Source organism: Psychrobacter sp. UBA6766, assembly GCF_002453355.1.
Taxonomy (GTDB): domain Bacteria; phylum Pseudomonadota; class Gammaproteobacteria; order Pseudomonadales; family Moraxellaceae; genus Psychrobacter.
In genome coordinates, this window is record NZ_DKGQ01000004.1 from 181,440 (window position 1) to 200,742 (window position 19,303).

Consider the following 19,303-nt stretch of genomic DNA (forward strand, 5'->3'; position numbering starts at 1 on the left):
TATAAAAGGTAATCTTATGAGCATTGCTGCTACAAATAAACAAGATACAGATAACGACCAATCTGCACCAAATGCATTGAATCACTCCGATGAAAAAACTGGCGTCTGCGTCGTTGTTGGTCACAGTATCGAAGCAATTACCAGTGCAGTAGTGCTGGCAAGTCTTGGTCATGCCGTTCATTTTTATGCGGATAAAGACGTATTGACGCAGCAATTACAACAATATGGTTTTGAGTATCATCTGCAAGCGCTTTGGCAGATGTATGTTCAGCAGCAACAGATTCTCAATCATCCTTTACCAGATAGCGCTGATAAGCTGATACAGCGCTATGAGCAGTTGAATCAGCATAATAGTTATGATAATGATAAGAGTGACAACAATCATGAGAGAGGAAAAATTGCTGAGCAAAAATCAGTTTCTTTATATTGGTTATTTTTAGACAGTATCAGCCCAGTATGGCAAGAAGACAGCTGGATTACCGCTTTTAATCACAGTCATGAGCAAACGTTGCCACTCATCATGAGTGGAATAAAGCAATTAGGAGTGGTTGCCAAATTATCCAAGCAGTTGCAGCGAGCTTGGGTCTATTATGTGCCATTTGTGTTTTTAAAAGACGGCGATGCTTATAGTTCGATGTTAAATCCGTCATTATTGTTGCTCGGTGAAAAAACACCGAATAGCAGCCATCATTTAAGTATGCTGCAATCTTTAATGCAGCATGCACGCGCTTTTCATCAAGCCGACATCGCGACCATAGAATTTGCCCGAAGTAGTATCATGGCAATGCTTGCCACAAGGGTCAGTTTTATGAATGAGATGTCGCGCTTGGCCGATAGCCAACAGGTTGATATTCAGCAGGTCAGTCACATTATGGGGCTCGATGAGCGTGTGGGCAGTAGCTATTTGCAAGCTGGCTGGGGGTTTGGTGGTAATACGCTACCGACTGAGCTGGTTAAGTTGCAGCAGTCCAGTTCAGAAAAAAGCTTAGCCATGCCGCTATTACAGTCTGTCATCCATATCAACGAAGATCAAAAAGAGCTGATATTTCGCAAATTCTGGCAGTATTTTGATGGATTTATCGATAATAAAACGGTGATTGTTTGGGGCGGCAGTTACAAAGCGGGCTCGGGACGTACGGCAGAATCCGCCATTCATCCATTGCTAGCCCTATTGTGGTCTTATAATATCCGTACGCTGGTCTATAGTGATAAAGCACAGGCGGAGCTCGCCGAGCTTTACGGAAAGCAGCCTCTACTCGAATTGATTGCAAATCCGTATCAGCAGCTTAAAGCGGCGCAGGCAATTTTTATTATCAGTTGGTTGCCAGAAAACAGGCTAAATACTGCTAAGCTTAATGAGCAAGCGATACCTATATTTGATGCGCGCAACGCTTTATCACGGGAGCAGATTGAGAGTTTAGTGGGAGACTATATAGGGATTGGTCGCACTAAATGATGGAGTTTATCAAGAAAGTGAGCTTTTAAATAAAACAATCTCTAAACTTATAACAAATAATAAGCGCCTGTTAATTCAAAATTAGCGGGCGCTTATTTTATCGATAGATAAGCCAAAACCCTAAGCAGGTATTGCTCCTTGGCTCGCAAGCCATTGCTGAATTTCTTGTGTTTTGGTGGCCAATAATTGCTCATCACCGCGACTCTCAATATTTAACCGAATTAGTGGTTCTGTATTGGAAGCACGTAAGTTAAAACGCCAATCACCAAAATTAAGGCTCAAGCCATCAAGCATGAATTTGGTTGGATTTTGGGCGCTAAACTTGTCTTCGATGGCGCTGATAATCGTCTTTGCATCATGCGTGGTCAGACGAAAGTTTAGCTCGCCTGAGCTTGGATAAGCCTCAATATATCCGCTGACCAATTCTGATAGCGTCTTTCCAGTAATAGATAATAACTCAATGGTCAACAGCCACGGAATTATGCCGCTATCGCAATAGAAGAAATCACGAAAATAGTGGTGAGCTGACATCTCGCCACCATACACCGCGCCAGAATCACGCATTACTTGTTTGATAAATGAATGCCCAGATTTGCTAATAACTGCCGTACCATTATGTTCACGAATGACGGCTTCGGTATTATAAATCACTCGTGGGTCATAGACGATCGACTCGACCTGCTCTTGATGTTGGTACTTATTTAAAAACGCTTGCGCGAGCATCCCAACGACATAGCTGCCATCGATAAATTCGCCGTATTCATCGAACAAAAAGCAGCGGTCAAAATCACCATCAAAGGCAATGCCAAGGTCGGCTTTATGTTCTAGCACAGCCTGCTGAGTAACAATTCGATTGGCTTCGATCATGGGATTGGGGATACCATTTGGAAAGCTACCATCAGGCGTATGGTGCAGTTTAATGACTTCAATCGGTGCACTAGCTTGTATAAGCTTGTCAATTAACAAGTCAACCACGGGTCCCGCGCTACCATTACCGGAGTTAATAACCAGCTTAAGCGGTTTTAATTTATTAACATCGATAAAGGTCATCACATGATTAATATAAGCGCTTTTATCTGTCAATAATTGCAAATTGCCTAGCGTATTCTTCGAACTAAATTGTCCAGATTGCGCCAGTGCCTGAATCTCTGCTAACCCATCATCGGCGCTAATCGGTTTTGAGTGTTCTTTTACCAACTTTAAGCCATTGTAATTAATTGGATTATGACTGGCTGTAACTTCGATACCTCCCAGCGCTTGATAGTAACTGGTGGCGAAATACACCTCTTCTGTTCCAGTCATGCCCAAATCAATCACATCGACGCCCGCATCGAGCATACCTTTGATTGCCGCTTGTTTTAACTGCTCGCTGGAGTGGCGGATATCGCTACCAATCACGATAGCAGGCTTTAAGTCTTTAAGATCAGCTGGGCTATCTGATGCGCTATAACGCTCAAATAAAATCTGCGCAAAGGCGCGTCCGATACGATAAGCGATGTCTTCATCGAGATTGACGCCAAGCTCGCCGCGGATATCGTAAGCTTTAAATGAATCTATTTGAATCGGCGAAAAGGACGTTTGAGCGGTTTTATAGCGAGTATATTGAGTAGAGTCGGATGTGGTCATAGCGATAAAATCCTTGCGTTTCAGCAGTGAAATAATAATTAAGTTAATCACAAATTATAAGCCAATCGGCGTTCAATGATACACTAAGGCTACCATAACGATAAACTCAGCCATATTTTGTTGCCTGCACCGTTAAAGTAAAAGAGTAACCTTTATGAACAATCCAGACATAATAAACAATCAAAAACGAAATCTAAATAATGATGCAAAATTGTCGACTGACAAACAAGCTTTAGCGCCTACACCTGCACAAGGAACGCCAGTTGCTAGTGGTGAATTGGACGATTTATTGTCATTAATGGCGCGGCTACGGGCAGACTGTCCATGGGATAAAAAACAAACCAATCATAGCCTTATTCCTTATGCCATCGAAGAAGCCTATGAGCTCGGTGAAGCGGTACAAAGTGATGATGATGAAGATATCAAAAGCGAGCTTGGCGATGTACTCTTGCAAGTCGTTTTTCATTGTCAGATGTATGCTGAGCAAGGTCGCTTTGATATGAGCGATGTGATGACAACCTTGCAAGAAAAATTGATTCGCCGCCATCCGCATGTTTTTGAGGCAGAAACGCTAAAAGACGATGCAGCGGTCAAACAACGCTGGGATGAGATTAAAGCGGAGGAAGACCGAGCCCGCGCCGCACGTGGCAAGCCGAAGCGTCGTTTGGACAGTATCAAGGCGGGGAGTGCGCTGATGCAAGCGCAAGAAGTACAAAAACAAGCGTCAAAACTGGGATTTGATTGGGAAGGGGTGAGCGGCGCATTTGATAAACTCGATGAAGAGGTTGCTGAATTAAAGAGCGAGCTGATAGGTAAATCCAATATCAAAATCAAAGCCAATATGAGCGACATTGAAAAAGAGCTCGGCGACTGTATGTTTGCGTTGGTCAATGTCGCGCGAAAATTAAATCTCGATGCCGAAACTGCAACGCTGACCTGTTTGCATAAATTCAAATCACGATTTGGCTATATTGAAGACCAACTAGCCGCGGCTGGCAAACGTGTCGAGGACAGTAACATTGATGAGATGGACACATTATGGGACGCGGCGAAACAACATGAACGCGACTAATAAACCGTCAACTGTTAAATGGTCATTCATTAGATGGTCGCCCGCTAACTTGCTTAAAAATCTGGCTATTTTTTTAGTCTATATGCCTTTTATGACGCTTATACTATCCAATCAGGTTTTTGCTGCACCTTGTTTTGATAATGTCCAAAGTGCTTATCATTATCTGTTGACGCAAGAAACGGCTCAAAGCCAAGCGCGTAATCAAACCAGCATTAATATCAATCGCGCCACAGAAGCAGAATTGGTGGCGCTAGAGGGTATTGGCAGCAGTAAAGCGCAGGCGATTATTTTATATCGCGACATGTTTGGCGGTTTTAAAACGGTTGATGAATTAACGAAAGTAAAAGGCATTGGAGCAAAAACTGTTGAGAAAAATCGTCGTCGTTTAAGCGTGCAAGATTAAGCCCTTTATTTTGTATTAATTGACCCCAATATTGACAAAATAGCATGTAAGTAAATGTCATAACACACCCACCATGGTCAAAATTTGTTAAACTAGCAGGTACATCCGCCTGATAGACGCTGTGTTCGTCGGGGTGGTTAAGAATAAAGGCGAGGAGTAGATGCATGGCCGAGCGTGCCGCCAAGCAGTTAGAACTGAATAAATCTGAATTACCAAATTCCATTACCGAAGTGATAGCCACCCTAACCCGAGCTGGGTTTGATGCCTATATCGTCGGTGGCGGCGTGCGCGATACTTTGCTGGGCTTGCGCCCAAAAGATTTTGATGCAGTCACTGATGCCAAGCCTCATGAGATTAAAGACGTCTTTGGTAAGCGCTGCCGTATTATCGGTCGCCGTTTTCAATTGGCGCATGTCTACTCTGGTCGCGAGCTCATCGAAGTGGCTACTTTTCGTGGTCCACCACTTAATAATGCCAATACCAATCAAGATGGTATGATTCTGCGCGACAATGTCTGGGGCGATATCAAACAAGACTTTGCCCGTCGCGACTTTTCTATCAATGCTCTCTATTATCAGCCGCTCAAAGGTGTGGTGCATGATTTTTGTGGGGCGCTTGAAGACATCGATAATCAAATTATTCGTCTATTAGGTAACGCTCCAACACGTATCGAAGAGGATCCAGTCAGATTGCTGCGAGCCCTACGATTTAAAGCAAAATTGGGTTTTAACTTTGATAGCGAGTTAGCCGCGCAGTTCCACGATGACAACTGGGCGCTACTGGAGCAAATCTCTCCGCACCGTTTGTATGATGAAACGCAAAAGATGTTTACCGGTGGTTACTTGGTGCCCTTGTTACCGTTATTATTTGAATCTGGGGCGATGGACAGCTTAGTTATTTATCCACCTGCTGAGCCAAGCACCTTAGTTAAACAAGTCGCTATCAATACTGATAAACGTATTGCTGCTGGGAAAAGTATCAACCCTGCTTTCTTTTATGCCGCGCTGCTGTGGGAAAATTACCTTCATCAATTAGAAAAGGCCAAAAAGCGCAATATGCCTTTTGCTGACGCGCAACTGCATGCCGCGGGCAAAGTTATCGATCGTCAGCGTATCAAGACTGCGATTCCGAAATTTTCGGAGCAGTTTATCCGTGATATTTGGATATTGCAGCCAAAATTGGCGGCGCCGCGCAGCAAACAAATTGTCCAGTTGTCTGAGCATCCACGTTTCCGCGCTGGTTTTGATTTCTTGTTATTGCGCGAGCAATGCGGCGATGCCGAACATCCGCTTTCAGAATCGACCAATGGCATGGGCGAATGGTGGCAAAATTATCAAACTTTGACTGAACAGCAGCAGCAGCAAGCGATTGAGGATTTTGATGAAAATATCCGTCGCGGCGCGTATAAGCAAGGGCAACGGGGTCGCGGACGTAACCGTCAAAAGCAGCAAACCTTGAACAATCATGATAAGGTAAATCACATAGAAAACGCTCAACAAGATAATGGTAATGGTCGTAGCAAGCAGGCTAATGATGCTTCAAACGTGCCGTCACGCCGCCGCCGTGCGGCTAGCCAGCCTGCTGATAATGCTAATAACAGCGGCACCAATAATAGTCATAATAAAGGCTATGACAAACAGCAAGCAAAACAGGACAGTCATGAGCTTGCGCAATTACAGCAATTATCATTGGCCAATACGGGCAATCAAGCGGCAAATAAGCGCCAAGGTGTAAAACCAGCGCCATTATTTGTGATAGAGCATGAAAAAGTTGTGCCGCCATTACGTAAGCAATTGCCCAGTGATGAAAATGGAGAGTTTAAATCTAACTCTAAGCAATTATCCGCGCCGCTAAGCACTGAAAACACCTCAGCTAAGAAAGCAGCGGTTAAAAAACAGTCAGAAAACTCTTCTAACTCTACTCAGCAAGCGCAGCAACAGGATACAAAAGCAAAACAAGTCGATACGAAGTCAGCTTCTAGCAAACCTAATTTTGACAAGTCAGCTTCTTCCACAACTGCCGATACTAAGCGTACAGTCGCCCAAACGCCAGCGCTCGTCAGCATAAACAACGAGCCAATTCCTTATAAACGTCGCCGTCGTCAACCTACTGCGATAGCGCCTAACGGCAATACCGACAGCAAAAATAGCACAGATAACACCTATAGTGAAAAGGCAAAACCAGTTAGCTATAAAGAGCAAGTAGCGGATACGGCCAAGTATGAGAAAAAAGCGCCTAAAGCCGCGTCAGAGCTTATTGAGGATACGCAGTTTGTTTCTAAAAAACCTGTTTCTAAAGCACCTGCTAAAACTAATCAGGATACTAAGAAACAGACGGCTCAAAAGCAGAATACAGAAAGTCAGACGGCTATTATTAAAAGTAACGATAATAAAGGCCCTGTCCCATCAAAGCGTCGTCGCCGTCAGCCAAGTATTAATAATAGTTAGGCTGATAAGCCGACCTTAAAGTACAGTGGAAATTATGAATAGGCACTTTGAAGCTTTTGATGACAATAACAATGAAAGTCGTGACGGTATGACCTGGGTTACCTGCTATGTGGGATTAGGAAGTAATCTAGAAAACGAGCTGGGTTCGCCGGTAGAGCATTTGCAGCAAGCTGTCGAAACCATGCAAGAAAATGAGCAGATACGTTTGGTACGTGTGTCATCATTTTATGCTTCAGTGCCGATGGGACCGCAAGATCAGCCCGACTTTGTCAATGCAGTTGCAAGTTTTGAAACTACTTTGACAGCATTTGAGTTGCTTAGTTTTTGCCAATCGTTAGAGCAACAAGCCAAACGTGCTCGCCTGCGCTACTGGGGTGAGCGTAGCCTTGATGTTGATATTCTATTATATGGCGATATCGGCATCTCAGAGCCACAATTAACGATACCGCACGCAGGTTTATATGAGCGTAATTTTGTCTTGCTACCGCTACGAGAATTGGCGCCAGAGTTGATTATTTCAAACAAACCAATAACCGATTATCCGCCGAGTAACGATTGGACGGGGTTAAAACTCCTAGAACCAAATTAGAACTATTGCCAAATCACGAACTGCTAAATCACTAATAATCGGCTTACTAAAGATATTTACAAATTGGTACGCATTTTGATCAAAGCACCAAAAGCTATAAATAGTTAACAGCATTGAGGGTTGTATGACGACGTTATCTACTTTAAATAAATTTAAAAAAGACGGTACCAAATTTACCTGTTTAACCTGCTATGATGCGATGTTTGCACGCATGATGGATAAAGCGCAGATTGATACGATTTTGATTGGTGATAGTCTGGGTATGGTAGTACAAGGTCATGATTCAACCTTACCTGTTACCGTTGATGATATGGTTTATCATACGGCTAATATAGCTCGTAGTAATAACCACGCGCTCATTATAGCCGACTTGCCATTTATGAGTTATGTGACGTTGACAGAGGCCATCACCAATAGCCGAAAGCTAATGCAGGCAGGCGCGCAGGTAATTAAGGTTGAAGGTGGCAGTGAGCTTTGTAATTTAGTTACAACGTTGGCGCAAGCTGGCACGCCGACTTGTGTACACTTAGGACTGACGCCGCAATCGGTCAATGTTTTTGGTGGTTATAAAATCCAAGGTCGTGGTGATGAAGCGGCAGAAAAACTGCTCGCTGATGCCAAAGCCGTTGTTGCCGCTGGTGCTGCGCTTTTGGTGCTAGAATGCGTCCCTGCTGAGCTTGCTAAAACTGTTACAGAAGCAGTTGCCGTGCCTGTCATCGGGATTGGAGCTGGAGCAGATACTGATGGTCAAGTCTTAGTCATGCATGACATGCTTGGTATGGTACATGGTCGCGTGCCGCGCTTTGTCCATGACTTTTTAACCGATGAGCGCAATAGCGAGCGTAGTATTGAAGGGGCTTTTACCCTTTATCAACAATCAGTTCGCAATGGTAGCTTTCCCACTGAGCAACATCAATTTAGCTAGCTATGTTTAATTTGGTCGTATTTTATCTGGTGATTTGACCATTATTATTAGAACAAGCTGTTAGGATAAGAAATATTAACCATGCCAACCATTTATCATCATATCTCAGCGCTGCGTCACGCATTAACCCTTTATTATGGTCGTCAAAGTATTGCTTTAGTGCCAACGATGGGTAATCTGCATGATGGCCATCTTGAGCTGGTGAGAATTGCCAAACAGCACGCGGATATCGTGGTGGTGAGTATCTTTGTTAATCCTACTCAATTTGGCATCGGTGAGGACTTCGATAGTTATCCCCGCACGCTAGAGGACGATGTTGCCAAACTTGCAACCGTCGGCGCGGACTATGTATTTGCGCCCAGTATTGATGAGATGTATCCGGTGTTACCACCACCAACATCAGTTCGAGCTGGCGAAATTACCAGCCAGCTATGTGGTCAGTCGCGTCCCGGTCATTTTGATGGGGTCGGCATTGTTGTCTCTAAACTGTTTAACATCGTCCAGCCAGATGTGGCAGTATTCGGCCAAAAAGATTACCAGCAATTAGCGATTATTCAGCAATTGGTGCGTGATCTGAGTTATCCGATTAAGATCATCGGCGCCCCTATTGTGCGGGCAGAGGACGGTTTAGCATTGTCTTCACGCAATCAATATTTAAGCGACTCTGAGCGAAAAATAGCGCCCGTGCTCCATCAAGAATTACAACGCTTAGCCGAGCAACTCAAAAATAGCGAATATAGAGAACAAGGATTTGAGTCTTTATTGACAGCGACAAAAGCGCGTATCACTGAAGCAGGTTTTACGGTTGATTATTTAGACATAAAAACAGCTCAGCTCGATTCTTTAGAAGCAAATGAAGCGACAGGAAATTGTAATATAAACAGTGAGAATTTGGTGATTTTGGTTGCTGCTTGGTTGGGTCGTGCACGCTTGTTAGACAATCAATTGGTGACGGTAAAGCTGCCGTTATGACAGAGTAAATTGCCGGACGCAATGCATGAGGATGATGGATTATGAGTGCAAATAAGGACGACAAGCAAGTCAAATTAAATAATGAGCAAGCACCGCCAAATGGCAATTTAGCCAAGTCAGTAGCCCCTAGCAGCACAAATAAAGACAGATTAAATATCTTAGTAGTGTCAGGGCGCTCAGGATCTGGTAAAACATCCGTACTCAATATCCTAGAGGATTTGGGCTATTATTCTATTGATAATATGCCTTTGTCATTGGTTCCTGAGGCAGCAAAAAAACTGGTTTGTGATAGCGGGATTAAACGCGTCGCCCTTGGCGTCGATATTCGGACACCGCGCGCTGATTTATCAAATTTCGCCGAAATACATGATACTTTAAAGCAGACGTATGGCGAAGAGGCGGTGACGGTAATATACGTCACGGCGCAAGAGGATATCTTGGTGGCGCGCTTTAATGCTACCCGCCGTATCCATCCTTTAATGATGCAAGATACCAAAGGCGTAGAAAATACGGTTGATAATTTGCCAGCGGCGATCGAAAGAGAAAGCCAGCTTTTGCAGCCGATATTTAAGCAGGCAGATCTTAGAATCGATACCAGTATGCTAAATATTCATCAGCTAAAAGAGCGTCTTCGCGACTATGTTGGGGTCGATAATCAAATCGCCATTAATCTGTTATCGTTTGGCTTTAAATATGGCAGTCCAATCGATGCAGACTTTGTCTTTGATGTGCGTATTTTGCCCAACCCGCATTGGAATCCGAAACTGCGAGCCGCGACGGGTCTTGATGCTGAGGTCGCTGAGTTTTTTGCTGATTATCCAGAGGTGGCTGAGATGACTCAGGATATCGCAACTTTTCTCAATCGTTGGTTACCCGATTTTTTACATAACAACCGCCATACAGTGACGGTTGCTATTGGCTGTACAGGTGGCAAACATCGCTCGGTATTTATTACTAAGCATCTACAAAATGCATTGACCGCCAGTTTGCCTGAAGGTTTGACCGTTACTGCCAAACACCGCGAAAAGCATCGTTGGTAATACTTAGCAGTTGCAAGCAAGCGACAAGGTATAAATGGCAACACACAATTAACGGGTTTCATTACCATCTATTATTTACTATCTCGAAAAATGGAAAGCTTTTATGATTGACTGGTCAGAACAAGATATGCGCGTCTCGCGCACAGAGCTCAAAAAAGCTCATGAGCGTTTGCAAGCATTGTCGATACCGCTTGCCAGCTTATCGAAAAAGCAGCTGAAGAAACTGCCAGCCAGTGACTATTTTATGGCTGAGCTGATGGCGCTCGCCGATATCACCAGTGCCAACGCGCGCAATCGCCAAACCAAACGTGTCGGCAAACTTATCAGTGAAGAAAATCGCCACGAATTGGTCAAAGCCTTGTTTGACGCTTTTTTTCCAAAGGAGCAGATCTCTAAAATTGAAAGCTGGATCGAGCGTTTAAACATCAGTGATGAAAGCACGCTTAAACAGTTCGTCAAACAATACAAGGCGTCCGAGCGTAATAGCCTGTACCAGCTGCTACTTTGGATTGAGTATGCCAAGCACATGCAGGACGATGAGCTAATGGCAGAATCTAAAGAAGACTTGGCCAGTTATATTCGTGAGGTGGCAATATTGTCGCAGCTGAAAAGCTAGCGATTTATATTATTGCTAATAACAGTTCATAGCCCATAATGCATAAAAAAAGCCAATCGTTAATGATTGGCTTTTTGCACTTTGATAAATGTACGTTTTTTAATAATTCATGTCATTCAAATTATTTTTTCTCGGCACGTACTTTGTCGACCAGATAATCGACCACTTTAGGAACAGTAGCACTTTCACCAGTGACGACATATTTACCTTGAACCACCACCGCTGGTACACCTGAAAGCTGATAACGCTTGGCGCCTGCTTGTGAGCGGCCAATTTTTGTCCCAACCGCAAATGAGTTATAAAGGCTATTAAATTTCTTTTCGTCGACGCCTTTAGACGCGTACCATTTGCTCAGTGAGGCTTGGTCAAATAACTGTTTACCATCTTTATGCACGGCCTCAAATAACGCATCATGAGTTTTGTCCTCATAACCCAATAGCTGAGCGGCGTAAAAACCACGGGCGCTGGCTTCCCAAACTGGGTTAAGCGCGGCTGGCGTTTTAAAGAATACCACGTCTTTGTCTTTGGTTTTTGCCCATTTTTCCATATGCGGATTGAGAACGTTACAATGCGGGCAGCCATACCAGAAAAACTCTCGCACAATGATAGCATCGCCGCTGATTTTCTCTGGGTTATCTAGCACGCGGTAGTCTTTTCCTGCGACATAATTGGCAGCTTGCGCGCCCATATTGGCTAGCCCAATAGCACAAGCCAGACCAGTCAATGCGATGATACGTTTCATACTTTTTCCTTGAAGTGTCGAGAGTCAGCGTTTTTGCTTCGGAAGTTTTGATTCAGCAGTTGCTTGGTGTATTCATATAGACTTTAAAATGGTTAAGCGGCAACGCGTCGCTTAAAGCAACCTGTTATAGACTACTGCCTATAATAGCGTAAAATGCCCATACTTGTGAACCCGATTCTTAACTAACGGTTGTAAAGCTGTGAGTGATTATTTAAGGGATCTTACCTATAATTTTTAGAGGTATTTGTTGCCTCTAACATTTTAACATTGCCATAAAGCTGAGTTTTTTAAAGGTCAAAATAATAGCCAGACGAAGTTACCGTTTAAGCGTTTCACAAACGGTGACGATGTACTCACGACAAAGTTGCTGCTCTCATGCTAATATTGAGCGTAGCATCATACTTCCCGATAATAACTATAATGCCAATAAAGGAAAAATCCTATGAGCCAAGTTTTACCTTCTGCGCAGCCTGTGAATCATCAACAAAACAATTCTACTGACAATATGAGCAATATTAATAATGCTGCTAACGAATTCAATCAAAATACGGCGATTAATGTCGATGCCAGTGAAGTAGAAAAATTCAACAATTTGGCGAGCGAGTGGTGGAATAAAACCGGCGCCTTTGCCACCTTACACGAAATCAATCCGCTCCGTCTTAATTGGATAGAAGACAACGTCAAGCGCGGCTTTATGAGTACGGATAGCAGTAAAACGGCAGAGATGGGCTTGGCGGGTAAAAAAGTCCTCGATGTCGGTTGCGGCGGCGGTATCTTGTCAGAGTCAATGGCGCGGCGCGACGCTGATGTCACCGGTATTGATCTTGGAACAGAAAACCTCAAAGCGGCGACCTTACATGCTGAGCAAAGCAACTTAAATGATACCTTGCGTTATCAGCATATCCCAATTGAACAGCTAGCGGAAACCCATGCTGGTCAGTTTGACGTCGTGACTTGTATGGAGATGCTTGAGCATGTGCCAGACCCAACTGCCATTGTCGAGGCGTGTTTTAAGCTGCTAGCGCCAGGCGGTGTTTGCGTGTTATCAACGATTAATCGCAATCCTAAATCGTATTTATTTGCCATCGTTGGGGCAGAGTATGTGTTGCGTCTGCTTGATCGCGGCACTCATGATTATGCCAAATTTATCACGCCAGCTGAGTTAGACAAAATGGCGATCAATGCAGGCTTTAGCCGTCAAGACATTATTGGGCTACATTATAATCCATTAACTAAGCGCTACTGGTTGGCCCAAAACGTAGACGTCAATTATATGATGGCCGTACAAAAGCCGCTGATGTAAATAGCCTTTTATAAAAACTGCTTTAAAACCTCCTTTAAAGTGATTTCTTAAAATTATCTTTATAAACTAATTATTTAAACTATTTTTTAACATGATGACTAAGAGCACCTGTTATGAGCCAATTTGTAAAAGCTGTCTTGTTCGACCTTGATGGGACCTTAATCGATACTGCCGCTGATTTCGTTCGGATTATTGGTAAAATGAGCGGCGAAAATGATTGGCAAGCACCACCTGAAGCAGAAATTCGCGAGCAAGTCTCAGCAGGAGCCTCGTCGATGGTGCGGCTGATGCTGCGTTATAATGACCAACTTGAGGTCGGTGAAGAGGCACTGCTTAAGTTTCGCCAGCAGTTTTTAGACGACTACGAAGCGGATATTTGCGTCGATAGCTGTATTTTTAGCGAGCTGGAAGAAGTGTTGCGCGTCCTTGAAGACCAACGGGTGCCATGGGGCATCGTTACCAATAAACCGCGCTATTTAGCAGAGCTGCTCTTAGAAAAAATGCAATTAGATGAGCGCTGTTCAGTCCTGGTTTGCCCTGATGACGTATCGCGTACTAAACCAGATCCAGAGCCGATGTATGTGGCGTTAGAAAAACTTGCTATCCCGCGCGGCGCCGCTGAAAGTGTCCTCTACGTTGGCGATCATATACGCGATATCGAAGCTGGCAACGCCGCTGGAATGACGACAATTTTAGCCGCCTATGGCTATATTCCGCCTGAAGATCAAAAAAGCTTAAAGAAATGGGGCGCAGATTATATTACTGAAACCCCTAAAGAGTTAAATAAACTTCTGCTTTCTTCAGGCAAGTTTGATTATTTATAAGTCAAATAAGCCATCCATCGAGATAGCTGTTAAGCATCCTACCTATTCAATAATAAGCAGTGAGTAATGCCATGAGTGACAATACTAATCCGCCTACGACGCAGCAAAACAACCAATCAGCTGTGCAAAACGCTGTACCGTCTTTATCGCACGACGATATTCGTAATTTTGTGCCTCCTGATAATTGCTTAGAGGGTAAGACAATCTTGGTAACGGGTGCCGGTGACGGTATTGGACGTGTCGCCGCCTTGACTTACGCCCGTTACGGTGCAACGGTGTTATTGTTGGGGCGTACCAGCAGCAAGCTTGAATACGTTTACGATGAAATTGAAAGTTTTGGTGGCAAGCAGCCTGCTATGTTACCGATGAATCTAGAAGGAGCAACCTATGCAGAGATGCAAAAGCTAGAGAATTTGATTGCGAAAGAAGTTGGTCAGCTTGATGGCATCTTGCATAATGCTGGCATGTTAGGTACTTTGACGCCGCTTGAGATGTACGATGTCGATATATTTGCTCAGGTTATGAAGGTTAACTTTACGGCTACCTTTATGCTCACACAAGCGCTACTGCCTTTGCTTAAAGACGCGCCAAAAGGTTCAGTCGTCTTTACTTCTAGTAGCGTTGGCACTCATCCTCGTGCCTTTTGGGGCGCTTATGCACTCTCCAAGCAAGCGGTAGAAGGTATGAGTGATATCTTTACCCAAGAAACGCAGAATACCACTAATTTGCGCTTCAACTGCATCAATCCTGGCGGTACCCGTACCAATATGCGCGCCCATGCCTTTCCTGGTGAAAATCCGATGAGCCTCAAGACTCCTGAAGATATTATGGGCGGTTATGTGTTTTTGATGAGTGATGAAAGCATCGGCGTGCGCGGTCAAGTGGTTGAGCTACAACCAAAAAATTAATCGTCATCCATGGTTTTATTAAGCAATAACTTCATAGTTATTTTATCATTTATAAAATCGCTTATTTGTTGAAATAAGCGTTATAAAGCCCCATCTATTTGTTATTAAAGATTTTTATCAATTAAAACCTAAATATCATTAATAAAAATTAGGATAAGATTATGGCAGGTGGCTGGTCAAGAGATGGGGCAGAACATGAACAAATGGATGCGACTGTCAACGATGCGTTAGAGCGAGCACGGCGTGCTCTACCAACGGGTAAAAGCGCTGAGTTTTGTGATGAGTGCGGTAATGCCATTCCAGAAGCGCGGCGCATTGCCGTACCAGGTGTACAGCATTGTATTAGCTGTCAAATGGAGCTTGAAAAAGAAGCAAAGGCGACTGAGCTGTTTAATCGCCGCGGTAGTAAAGACAGCCAATTACGTTAATTTAAATAATAGTACCTAGTATTAATAGTAATATCTAGTATTATAATATGGGTGTAACCAATAAAAAGCCCCGCAATCAATGTGCAGGGCTTTTTATTGCATTGAATATTATCAGGCGCTATTCGCTTTTAGCGGCTTCTACTTCTGCCTCGTCAGGAACAAACACATAGCCCACTCCCCAAACGGTTTGAATATAACGCGCTTGTGAAGGGTTGTCCTCAATCAAGCGGCGCAAACGCGATACTTGAACGTCGATAGAACGCTCCATCGCGCCCCATTCGCGACCGCGGGCAAGGTTCATCAATTTATCACGCGTTAATGGTTCACGTGGGTGTTGAACCAAGGCTTTTAATACCGAAAATTCACCAGTCGTTAAAGTAACAACATTGCCTTCACGTTTAAGCGTTCGAGTCGATAAATCAAGCGTCCACGGTCCAAATTCAACCACTTCAAGCTGATGACTTGGCGCACCCGGCAGCTCGCGGTTTTGGCGGCGCAGGACTGCTTTGATACGAGCAAGCAGCTCTTTCGGGTTAAAGGGCTTAGGAAGATAATCATCTGCACCCGCTTCAAGACCAGCGATACGATCGGCATCACCACCTTTGGCCGTCAACATGATAATCGGAATATCGCCATTGTCTTCACGCAAACGCTTGCAAATGCTGATACCGTCTTCGCCTGGCAACATCAAATCCAATACCACCAATGAAAACAGCTCACGTTGCATCAATTTATCCATCTGACTGCCATCGTGAGCCGTACGGACGACAAAACCATCGTCTTCTAGAAAGCGTTGCAATAAAGAGCGCAAGCGTGCATCGTCATCAACGACTAAAATGCGCTGGTTTAAGGTGTCAGGGCTGTTGTTATCAGTCATACAGTCATCCTCTTATAAAAATTATTATTAGTCAAAACGCTTAGTAAAATTATTGGTAAAACCCGTTTATAAAAATATCATTAAAAGTCATCACTCAAAATCTTGGTATGATTCAATGATCAATCCGTTGATAAGTAAACCATGAGGAGCGAACCACACCACTACTCATCAAAAAAGTAAATAACCGTCAAAAAATCGTGCAAAAATAAAAACTTTTGTTCAATGTAGGCATGCTTAATCATATTTGCGCCCTTGACACTTTAGTGTATAAGATTGCAATCCTAATTGCATCACTGATACTGATAAATGCTGTATGCGTTTGTTTAACAAGGCGCAAGAACGGACAATATCAGACGATTTTTGCCAGAAAACAGGTAATAAATAACGAAAAGATAAAAAGGATTTTTATTCATGCAGCTTTTGCTATAATGCAAAACTACATTTCTCAACGATTGATACGTCTATGAGTAGCACTGATACCTTAACGCCATCTCAAACCTCGATAAACGCTCAGGCTTTGGATGCAACCACACACGCGAATATTCACGACAAGCTTGCTCGCGCGCTTGGCATTAAGACTGCTCAAGTCAATGCGTTTGTCGAACTTTACGATGAAGGCGCGACCGTTCCCTTTATTGCCCGTTATCGTAAAGAAAAGACGCAGAATCTTGATGATGCGCAGCTGCGAGCTTTGGAGAGATCGCTTAATTATGAGCGTGACATGGCAACCCGTCGCCTTAAAATTACTGAGCTGCTGAGCACGCAGGGCAATTTGACTGATGAGCTACAGACGCGTATTGATAATGCGACGTCCAAGCTTGAGCTTGAAGACATCTACTTGCCTTACCGTCCGCGTCGCCGTTCGCCGGCTGCTAAAGCACGTGCTGCTGGTCTTGATGTAGCCGCACAAGCGGTGTTAACGCAAGAGATGACACCAACAGAAGCGCTCGCCGACTATCAAGTACAATCTAGCATTACCGATGATAGCGGTAATGAGATTGACGTTGATTTTAGTGATATCGACAAGCAATTGGCAGGTGTCCAAGCCATCATCGTTGATGAATGGACGCAAGCATTAGATTTACTCGATAATCTGCGTAGTGGCTTTGCTAAAACGGCCAGTATCGTATCGAGCGTTGCCAGTGATGAAAAACGTGAAGTTGGCGAGAAATTCAAAGATTACTTCGAGCACAGTGAAAGCCTTGCACGCCTGCCAAATCATCGCCTACTTGCCATGCTACGCGGTCGCCAAGAAAACGTCTTAGGTCTAAAAATCGAAGGCGAAGACGCGCCCTTTATTGAAAAAATTGTCAAGCACTTTGAGATTGATGCCAAAGCGCCAGCAGAACGTCAAGAATTTTTAGTTGAGGCGGCGACCAGCTTATGGAAAGACAAATGGCGTCCACATATCGAGCACCGTTTATTGACTGAAAAACGTCTGACTGCTGAAGCCGACGCCATTGATGTATTTGCCAATAATTTACAGCACTTACTCATGTCAGCGCCTGCTGGTCGTAAAGTCATCTTAGGCGTTGATCCCGGTATCCGTCATGGCGTTAAAATGGCGATTGTCGATGCTCAAGGCCATGTTATGCTAGACAGCGCAGACAATCCTGTCGTCGCAACCGTCTATCCATTTGCTCCTGATAATAAGATGGTTGAAGCCAAAAAAGTCATTGATGAATTATTAAGCACTCATAATGTAGACTTAGTCGCTATTGGCAATGGAACGGCAAGCCGCGAAACCGATGCGATGATTAAAGAGATTTTGGCCGCCAACGCTGAGTTAAAAGCCAAAACCGTGATTGTGAATGAATCTGGCGCTTCTGTTTATTCGGCGAGTGAGCTGGCTAGTGATGAGCTTGCCAATTTAGATGTGTCCGTTCGCGGAGCTGTTTCTATCGCCCGTCGCTTACAAGATCCTTTATCAGAATTGGTGAAGGTTGACCCAAAAGCGATTGGTGTTGGTCAGTATCAGCATGACGTTAATCAAACCCAATTGGCAGACAGTTTAGATAAAGTCACGCAAGATAGCGTAAATGCCGTTGGCGTTGATGTGAATACCGCGAGTCCTGCTATTTTAGCGCATATTGCGGGTTTGAATAAAAATGTCGCCCAGCAAATTGTCACGTATCGTAAAGAACATGGGGCCTTTGATAGCCGCGAGTCATTGAAAAATGTTCCGCGATTAGGGGTAAAAACCTTTGAGCAAGCGGCAGGTTTCTTACGCGTCCACGGCGGTAGCAATCCCCTTGATGCGACAGGCGTGCATCCAGAAAGCTATGCGTTGGTTGACAGCTTACTTGAGCAAACAGGTAAAGCATTGCCAGAAGTTATCGGTAACGATGGCGTGTTAAACAGCATCGATACCACTGCGCTCGCTGCTAATGATGACAATATCAGTGTCAAAGCCATCATTGAAGAGCTTGCAAAACCTGCCCGCGATCCGCGCCCTGAGTTTAAAACGGCTAACTTCCGTGAAGACGTTAACAGCATTAAAGATTTAAGCGAAGGTATGCAGCTTGAAGGTGTTGTTACCAACGTGACAGCTTTTGGTTGCTTCGTTGATGTCGGTGTTCATCAAGATGGTCTCGTGCATATCTCACAGATGGCCAATGATTTCGTCGCTGACCCAATGAACCGCGTAAAACCTGGTGATATCGTCTCGGTACGTGTGATTTCTATCGACGAAAAACGCGGCCGTATCGGCTTTAGTATGAAGCCTGAAGGTGCAAAACCTGTACGCTCTGCAGCTAAGACTTCTGAAAGTACGGGTAATAATGATAAAGCCAGCCGCCCACGCAGTAATCGTCCAGTCAGTAACCGCGCAGATAGCAAGCGCCCAGAAGCGGATAAGCGTCCATCGAAACCGCGCGGCAATCGTCAAGATAAAGACAATAGCACCAACCGCAGTAAAGCACCAAGAGCGGAAAAAGCAGAGGCGCCTAGTAAAATGGGTACACTTGGGGCGCTATTACAAGAGGCTGGCGTGACTAAAACCAAGAAATAATCGTTATTTATCGTCATTAATAACGAGCCACAATAATGAGTCACTAAAAAGGCAGCCATCAATGG

Annotated in this window: 17 protein-coding genes; 14 read left to right on the forward strand and 3 right to left on the reverse strand. The window is 44.2% G+C overall.

The window, feature by feature from the left end; translation table 11 throughout:
* Positions 1-16 precede the first annotated feature (16 nt).
* Entirely contained in the window at positions 17-1,456 is a 1,440-nt protein-coding gene (locus tag B4K26_RS01065; protein WP_296243033.1) for a UDP-glucose/GDP-mannose dehydrogenase family protein, read from the forward strand.
* A gap of 120 nt (positions 1,457-1,576) precedes the next feature.
* Here the strand turns inward: B4K26_RS01065 and B4K26_RS01070 are convergent, their stop codons facing one another.
* Positions 1,577-3,082, reverse strand: coding sequence for a phosphomannomutase CpsG (locus tag B4K26_RS01070; protein WP_296243034.1), 1,506 nt, complete (start codon positions 3,080-3,082; stop codon positions 1,577-1,579).
* Positions 3,083-3,236: 154 nt separating this feature from the next.
* Here B4K26_RS01070 and mazG point away from each other — a divergent pair, with 154 nt between their 5' ends.
* The 8 genes from mazG to yjgA all read left to right on the forward strand — a co-directional run bounded on the left by mazG (position 3,237) and on the right by yjgA (position 11,146).
* On the forward strand, positions 3,237-4,154 hold the full coding sequence (mazG, locus tag B4K26_RS01075; protein ID WP_313630853.1) for a nucleoside triphosphate pyrophosphohydrolase: 918 nt from the start codon (positions 3,237-3,239) through the stop codon (positions 4,152-4,154).
* Positions 4,141-4,557, forward strand: coding sequence for a ComEA family DNA-binding protein (locus B4K26_RS01080; protein ID WP_296243035.1), 417 nt, complete (start codon positions 4,141-4,143; stop codon positions 4,555-4,557). The genes mazG and B4K26_RS01080 overlap by 14 nt, the downstream gene beginning before the upstream one ends.
* Positions 4,558-4,721: 164 nt before the next feature.
* The gene (pcnB, locus tag B4K26_RS01085) at positions 4,722-7,004 is read left to right on the forward strand and encodes a polynucleotide adenylyltransferase PcnB (RefSeq protein ID WP_296243036.1); all 2,283 of its coding nucleotides are present in this window, start codon (positions 4,722-4,724) and stop codon (positions 7,002-7,004) included.
* An 88-nt stretch (positions 7,005-7,092) separates the two neighbouring features.
* Positions 7,093-7,593, forward strand: a complete 501-nt coding sequence (folK, locus tag B4K26_RS01090) for a 2-amino-4-hydroxy-6-hydroxymethyldihydropteridine diphosphokinase (RefSeq protein ID WP_296243121.1) — start codon at positions 7,093-7,095, stop codon at positions 7,591-7,593.
* A 124-nt stretch (positions 7,594-7,717) separates the two neighbouring features.
* Entirely contained in the window at positions 7,718-8,518 is an 801-nt protein-coding gene (gene panB, locus B4K26_RS01095) for a 3-methyl-2-oxobutanoate hydroxymethyltransferase (protein WP_296243037.1), read from the forward strand.
* 81 nt (positions 8,519-8,599) lie between these two features.
* Positions 8,600-9,490 carry a pantoate--beta-alanine ligase gene (panC, locus tag B4K26_RS01100; protein WP_296243038.1) on the forward strand — a complete coding sequence of 297 codons (891 nt, stop codon included), beginning with the start codon at positions 8,600-8,602 and terminating at the stop codon, positions 9,488-9,490.
* Positions 9,491-9,531: 41 nt separating this feature from the next.
* Positions 9,532-10,530, forward strand: coding sequence for an RNase adapter RapZ (gene rapZ / locus B4K26_RS01105; protein WP_296243039.1), 999 nt, complete (start codon positions 9,532-9,534; stop codon positions 10,528-10,530).
* Positions 10,531-10,633: 103 nt separating this feature from the next.
* Positions 10,634-11,146 carry a ribosome biogenesis factor YjgA gene (gene yjgA, locus B4K26_RS01110; RefSeq protein WP_296243040.1) on the forward strand — a complete coding sequence of 171 codons (513 nt, stop codon included), beginning with the start codon at positions 10,634-10,636 and terminating at the stop codon, positions 11,144-11,146.
* Positions 11,147-11,267: 121 nt separating this feature from the next.
* Here the strand turns inward: yjgA and B4K26_RS01115 are convergent, their stop codons facing one another.
* On the reverse strand, positions 11,268-11,888 hold the full coding sequence (locus B4K26_RS01115; protein WP_296243041.1) for a thiol:disulfide interchange protein DsbA/DsbL: 621 nt from the start codon (positions 11,886-11,888) through the stop codon (positions 11,268-11,270).
* Positions 11,889-12,330: 442 nt separating this feature from the next.
* On the opposite strand from B4K26_RS01115, the gene ubiG reads away from it, so the two are divergent.
* From ubiG to B4K26_RS01135, 4 genes are all read left to right on the forward strand, one after another.
* Positions 12,331-13,191: a bifunctional 2-polyprenyl-6-hydroxyphenol methylase/3-demethylubiquinol 3-O-methyltransferase UbiG gene (ubiG, locus tag B4K26_RS01120; RefSeq protein WP_296243042.1), complete on the forward strand. Its 861-nt coding sequence runs from the start codon at positions 12,331-12,333 to the stop codon at positions 13,189-13,191.
* Between the two features lie 113 nt (positions 13,192-13,304).
* Positions 13,305-14,015 (forward strand): HAD family hydrolase, encoded by a 711-nt coding sequence (locus B4K26_RS01125; RefSeq protein ID WP_296243043.1) that lies wholly within the window; start codon positions 13,305-13,307, stop codon positions 14,013-14,015.
* A 71-nt stretch (positions 14,016-14,086) separates the two neighbouring features.
* The gene (locus B4K26_RS01130; protein ID WP_296243044.1) at positions 14,087-14,923 is read left to right on the forward strand and encodes a YciK family oxidoreductase; all 837 of its coding nucleotides are present in this window, start codon (positions 14,087-14,089) and stop codon (positions 14,921-14,923) included.
* Positions 14,924-15,084: 161 nt separating this feature from the next.
* Positions 15,085-15,351 carry a DksA/TraR family C4-type zinc finger protein gene (locus tag B4K26_RS01135; protein ID WP_296243045.1) on the forward strand — a complete coding sequence of 89 codons (267 nt, stop codon included), beginning with the start codon at positions 15,085-15,087 and terminating at the stop codon, positions 15,349-15,351.
* Between the two features lie 118 nt (positions 15,352-15,469).
* On the opposite strand, the gene ompR is transcribed toward B4K26_RS01135, so the two are convergent.
* Positions 15,470-16,228, reverse strand: coding sequence for a two-component system response regulator OmpR (gene ompR / locus B4K26_RS01140; protein WP_296243046.1), 759 nt, complete (start codon positions 16,226-16,228; stop codon positions 15,470-15,472).
* Between the two features lie 463 nt (positions 16,229-16,691).
* On the opposite strand from ompR, the gene B4K26_RS01145 reads away from it, so the two are divergent.
* Positions 16,692-19,238: a Tex family protein gene (locus tag B4K26_RS01145; RefSeq protein WP_296243047.1), complete on the forward strand. Its 2,547-nt coding sequence runs from the start codon at positions 16,692-16,694 to the stop codon at positions 19,236-19,238.
* The last annotated feature ends 65 nt before the right edge of the window (positions 19,239-19,303 follow it).

Bases quoted from the DNA above. Each gene is read 5' to 3' on its own strand.
- B4K26_RS01065 (WP_296243033.1), top strand. From the start codon at position 17: ATGAGCATTGCTGCTACAAATAAACAAGATACAGATAACGACCAATCT.
- B4K26_RS01070 (WP_296243034.1), bottom strand. From the start codon at position 3,082: ATGACCACATCCGACTCTACTCAATATACTCGCTATAAAACCGCTCAA.
- mazG (WP_313630853.1), top strand. From the start codon at position 3,237: ATGAACAATCCAGACATAATAAACAATCAAAAACGAAATCTAAATAAT.
- B4K26_RS01080 (WP_296243035.1), top strand. From the start codon at position 4,141: ATGAACGCGACTAATAAACCGTCAACTGTTAAATGGTCATTCATTAGA.
- pcnB (WP_296243036.1), top strand. From the start codon at position 4,722: ATGGCCGAGCGTGCCGCCAAGCAGTTAGAACTGAATAAATCTGAATTA.
- folK (WP_296243121.1), top strand. From the start codon at position 7,093: ATGACCTGGGTTACCTGCTATGTGGGATTAGGAAGTAATCTAGAAAAC.
- panB (WP_296243037.1), top strand. From the start codon at position 7,718: ATGACGACGTTATCTACTTTAAATAAATTTAAAAAAGACGGTACCAAA.
- panC (WP_296243038.1), top strand. From the start codon at position 8,600: ATGCCAACCATTTATCATCATATCTCAGCGCTGCGTCACGCATTAACC.
- rapZ (WP_296243039.1), top strand. From the start codon at position 9,532: ATGAGTGCAAATAAGGACGACAAGCAAGTCAAATTAAATAATGAGCAA.
- yjgA (WP_296243040.1), top strand. From the start codon at position 10,634: ATGATTGACTGGTCAGAACAAGATATGCGCGTCTCGCGCACAGAGCTC.
- B4K26_RS01115 (WP_296243041.1), bottom strand. From the start codon at position 11,888: ATGAAACGTATCATCGCATTGACTGGTCTGGCTTGTGCTATTGGGCTA.
- ubiG (WP_296243042.1), top strand. From the start codon at position 12,331: ATGAGCCAAGTTTTACCTTCTGCGCAGCCTGTGAATCATCAACAAAAC.
- B4K26_RS01125 (WP_296243043.1), top strand. From the start codon at position 13,305: ATGAGCCAATTTGTAAAAGCTGTCTTGTTCGACCTTGATGGGACCTTA.
- B4K26_RS01130 (WP_296243044.1), top strand. From the start codon at position 14,087: ATGAGTGACAATACTAATCCGCCTACGACGCAGCAAAACAACCAATCA.
- B4K26_RS01135 (WP_296243045.1), top strand. From the start codon at position 15,085: ATGGCAGGTGGCTGGTCAAGAGATGGGGCAGAACATGAACAAATGGAT.
- ompR (WP_296243046.1), bottom strand. From the start codon at position 16,228: ATGACTGATAACAACAGCCCTGACACCTTAAACCAGCGCATTTTAGTC.
- B4K26_RS01145 (WP_296243047.1), top strand. From the start codon at position 16,692: ATGAGTAGCACTGATACCTTAACGCCATCTCAAACCTCGATAAACGCT.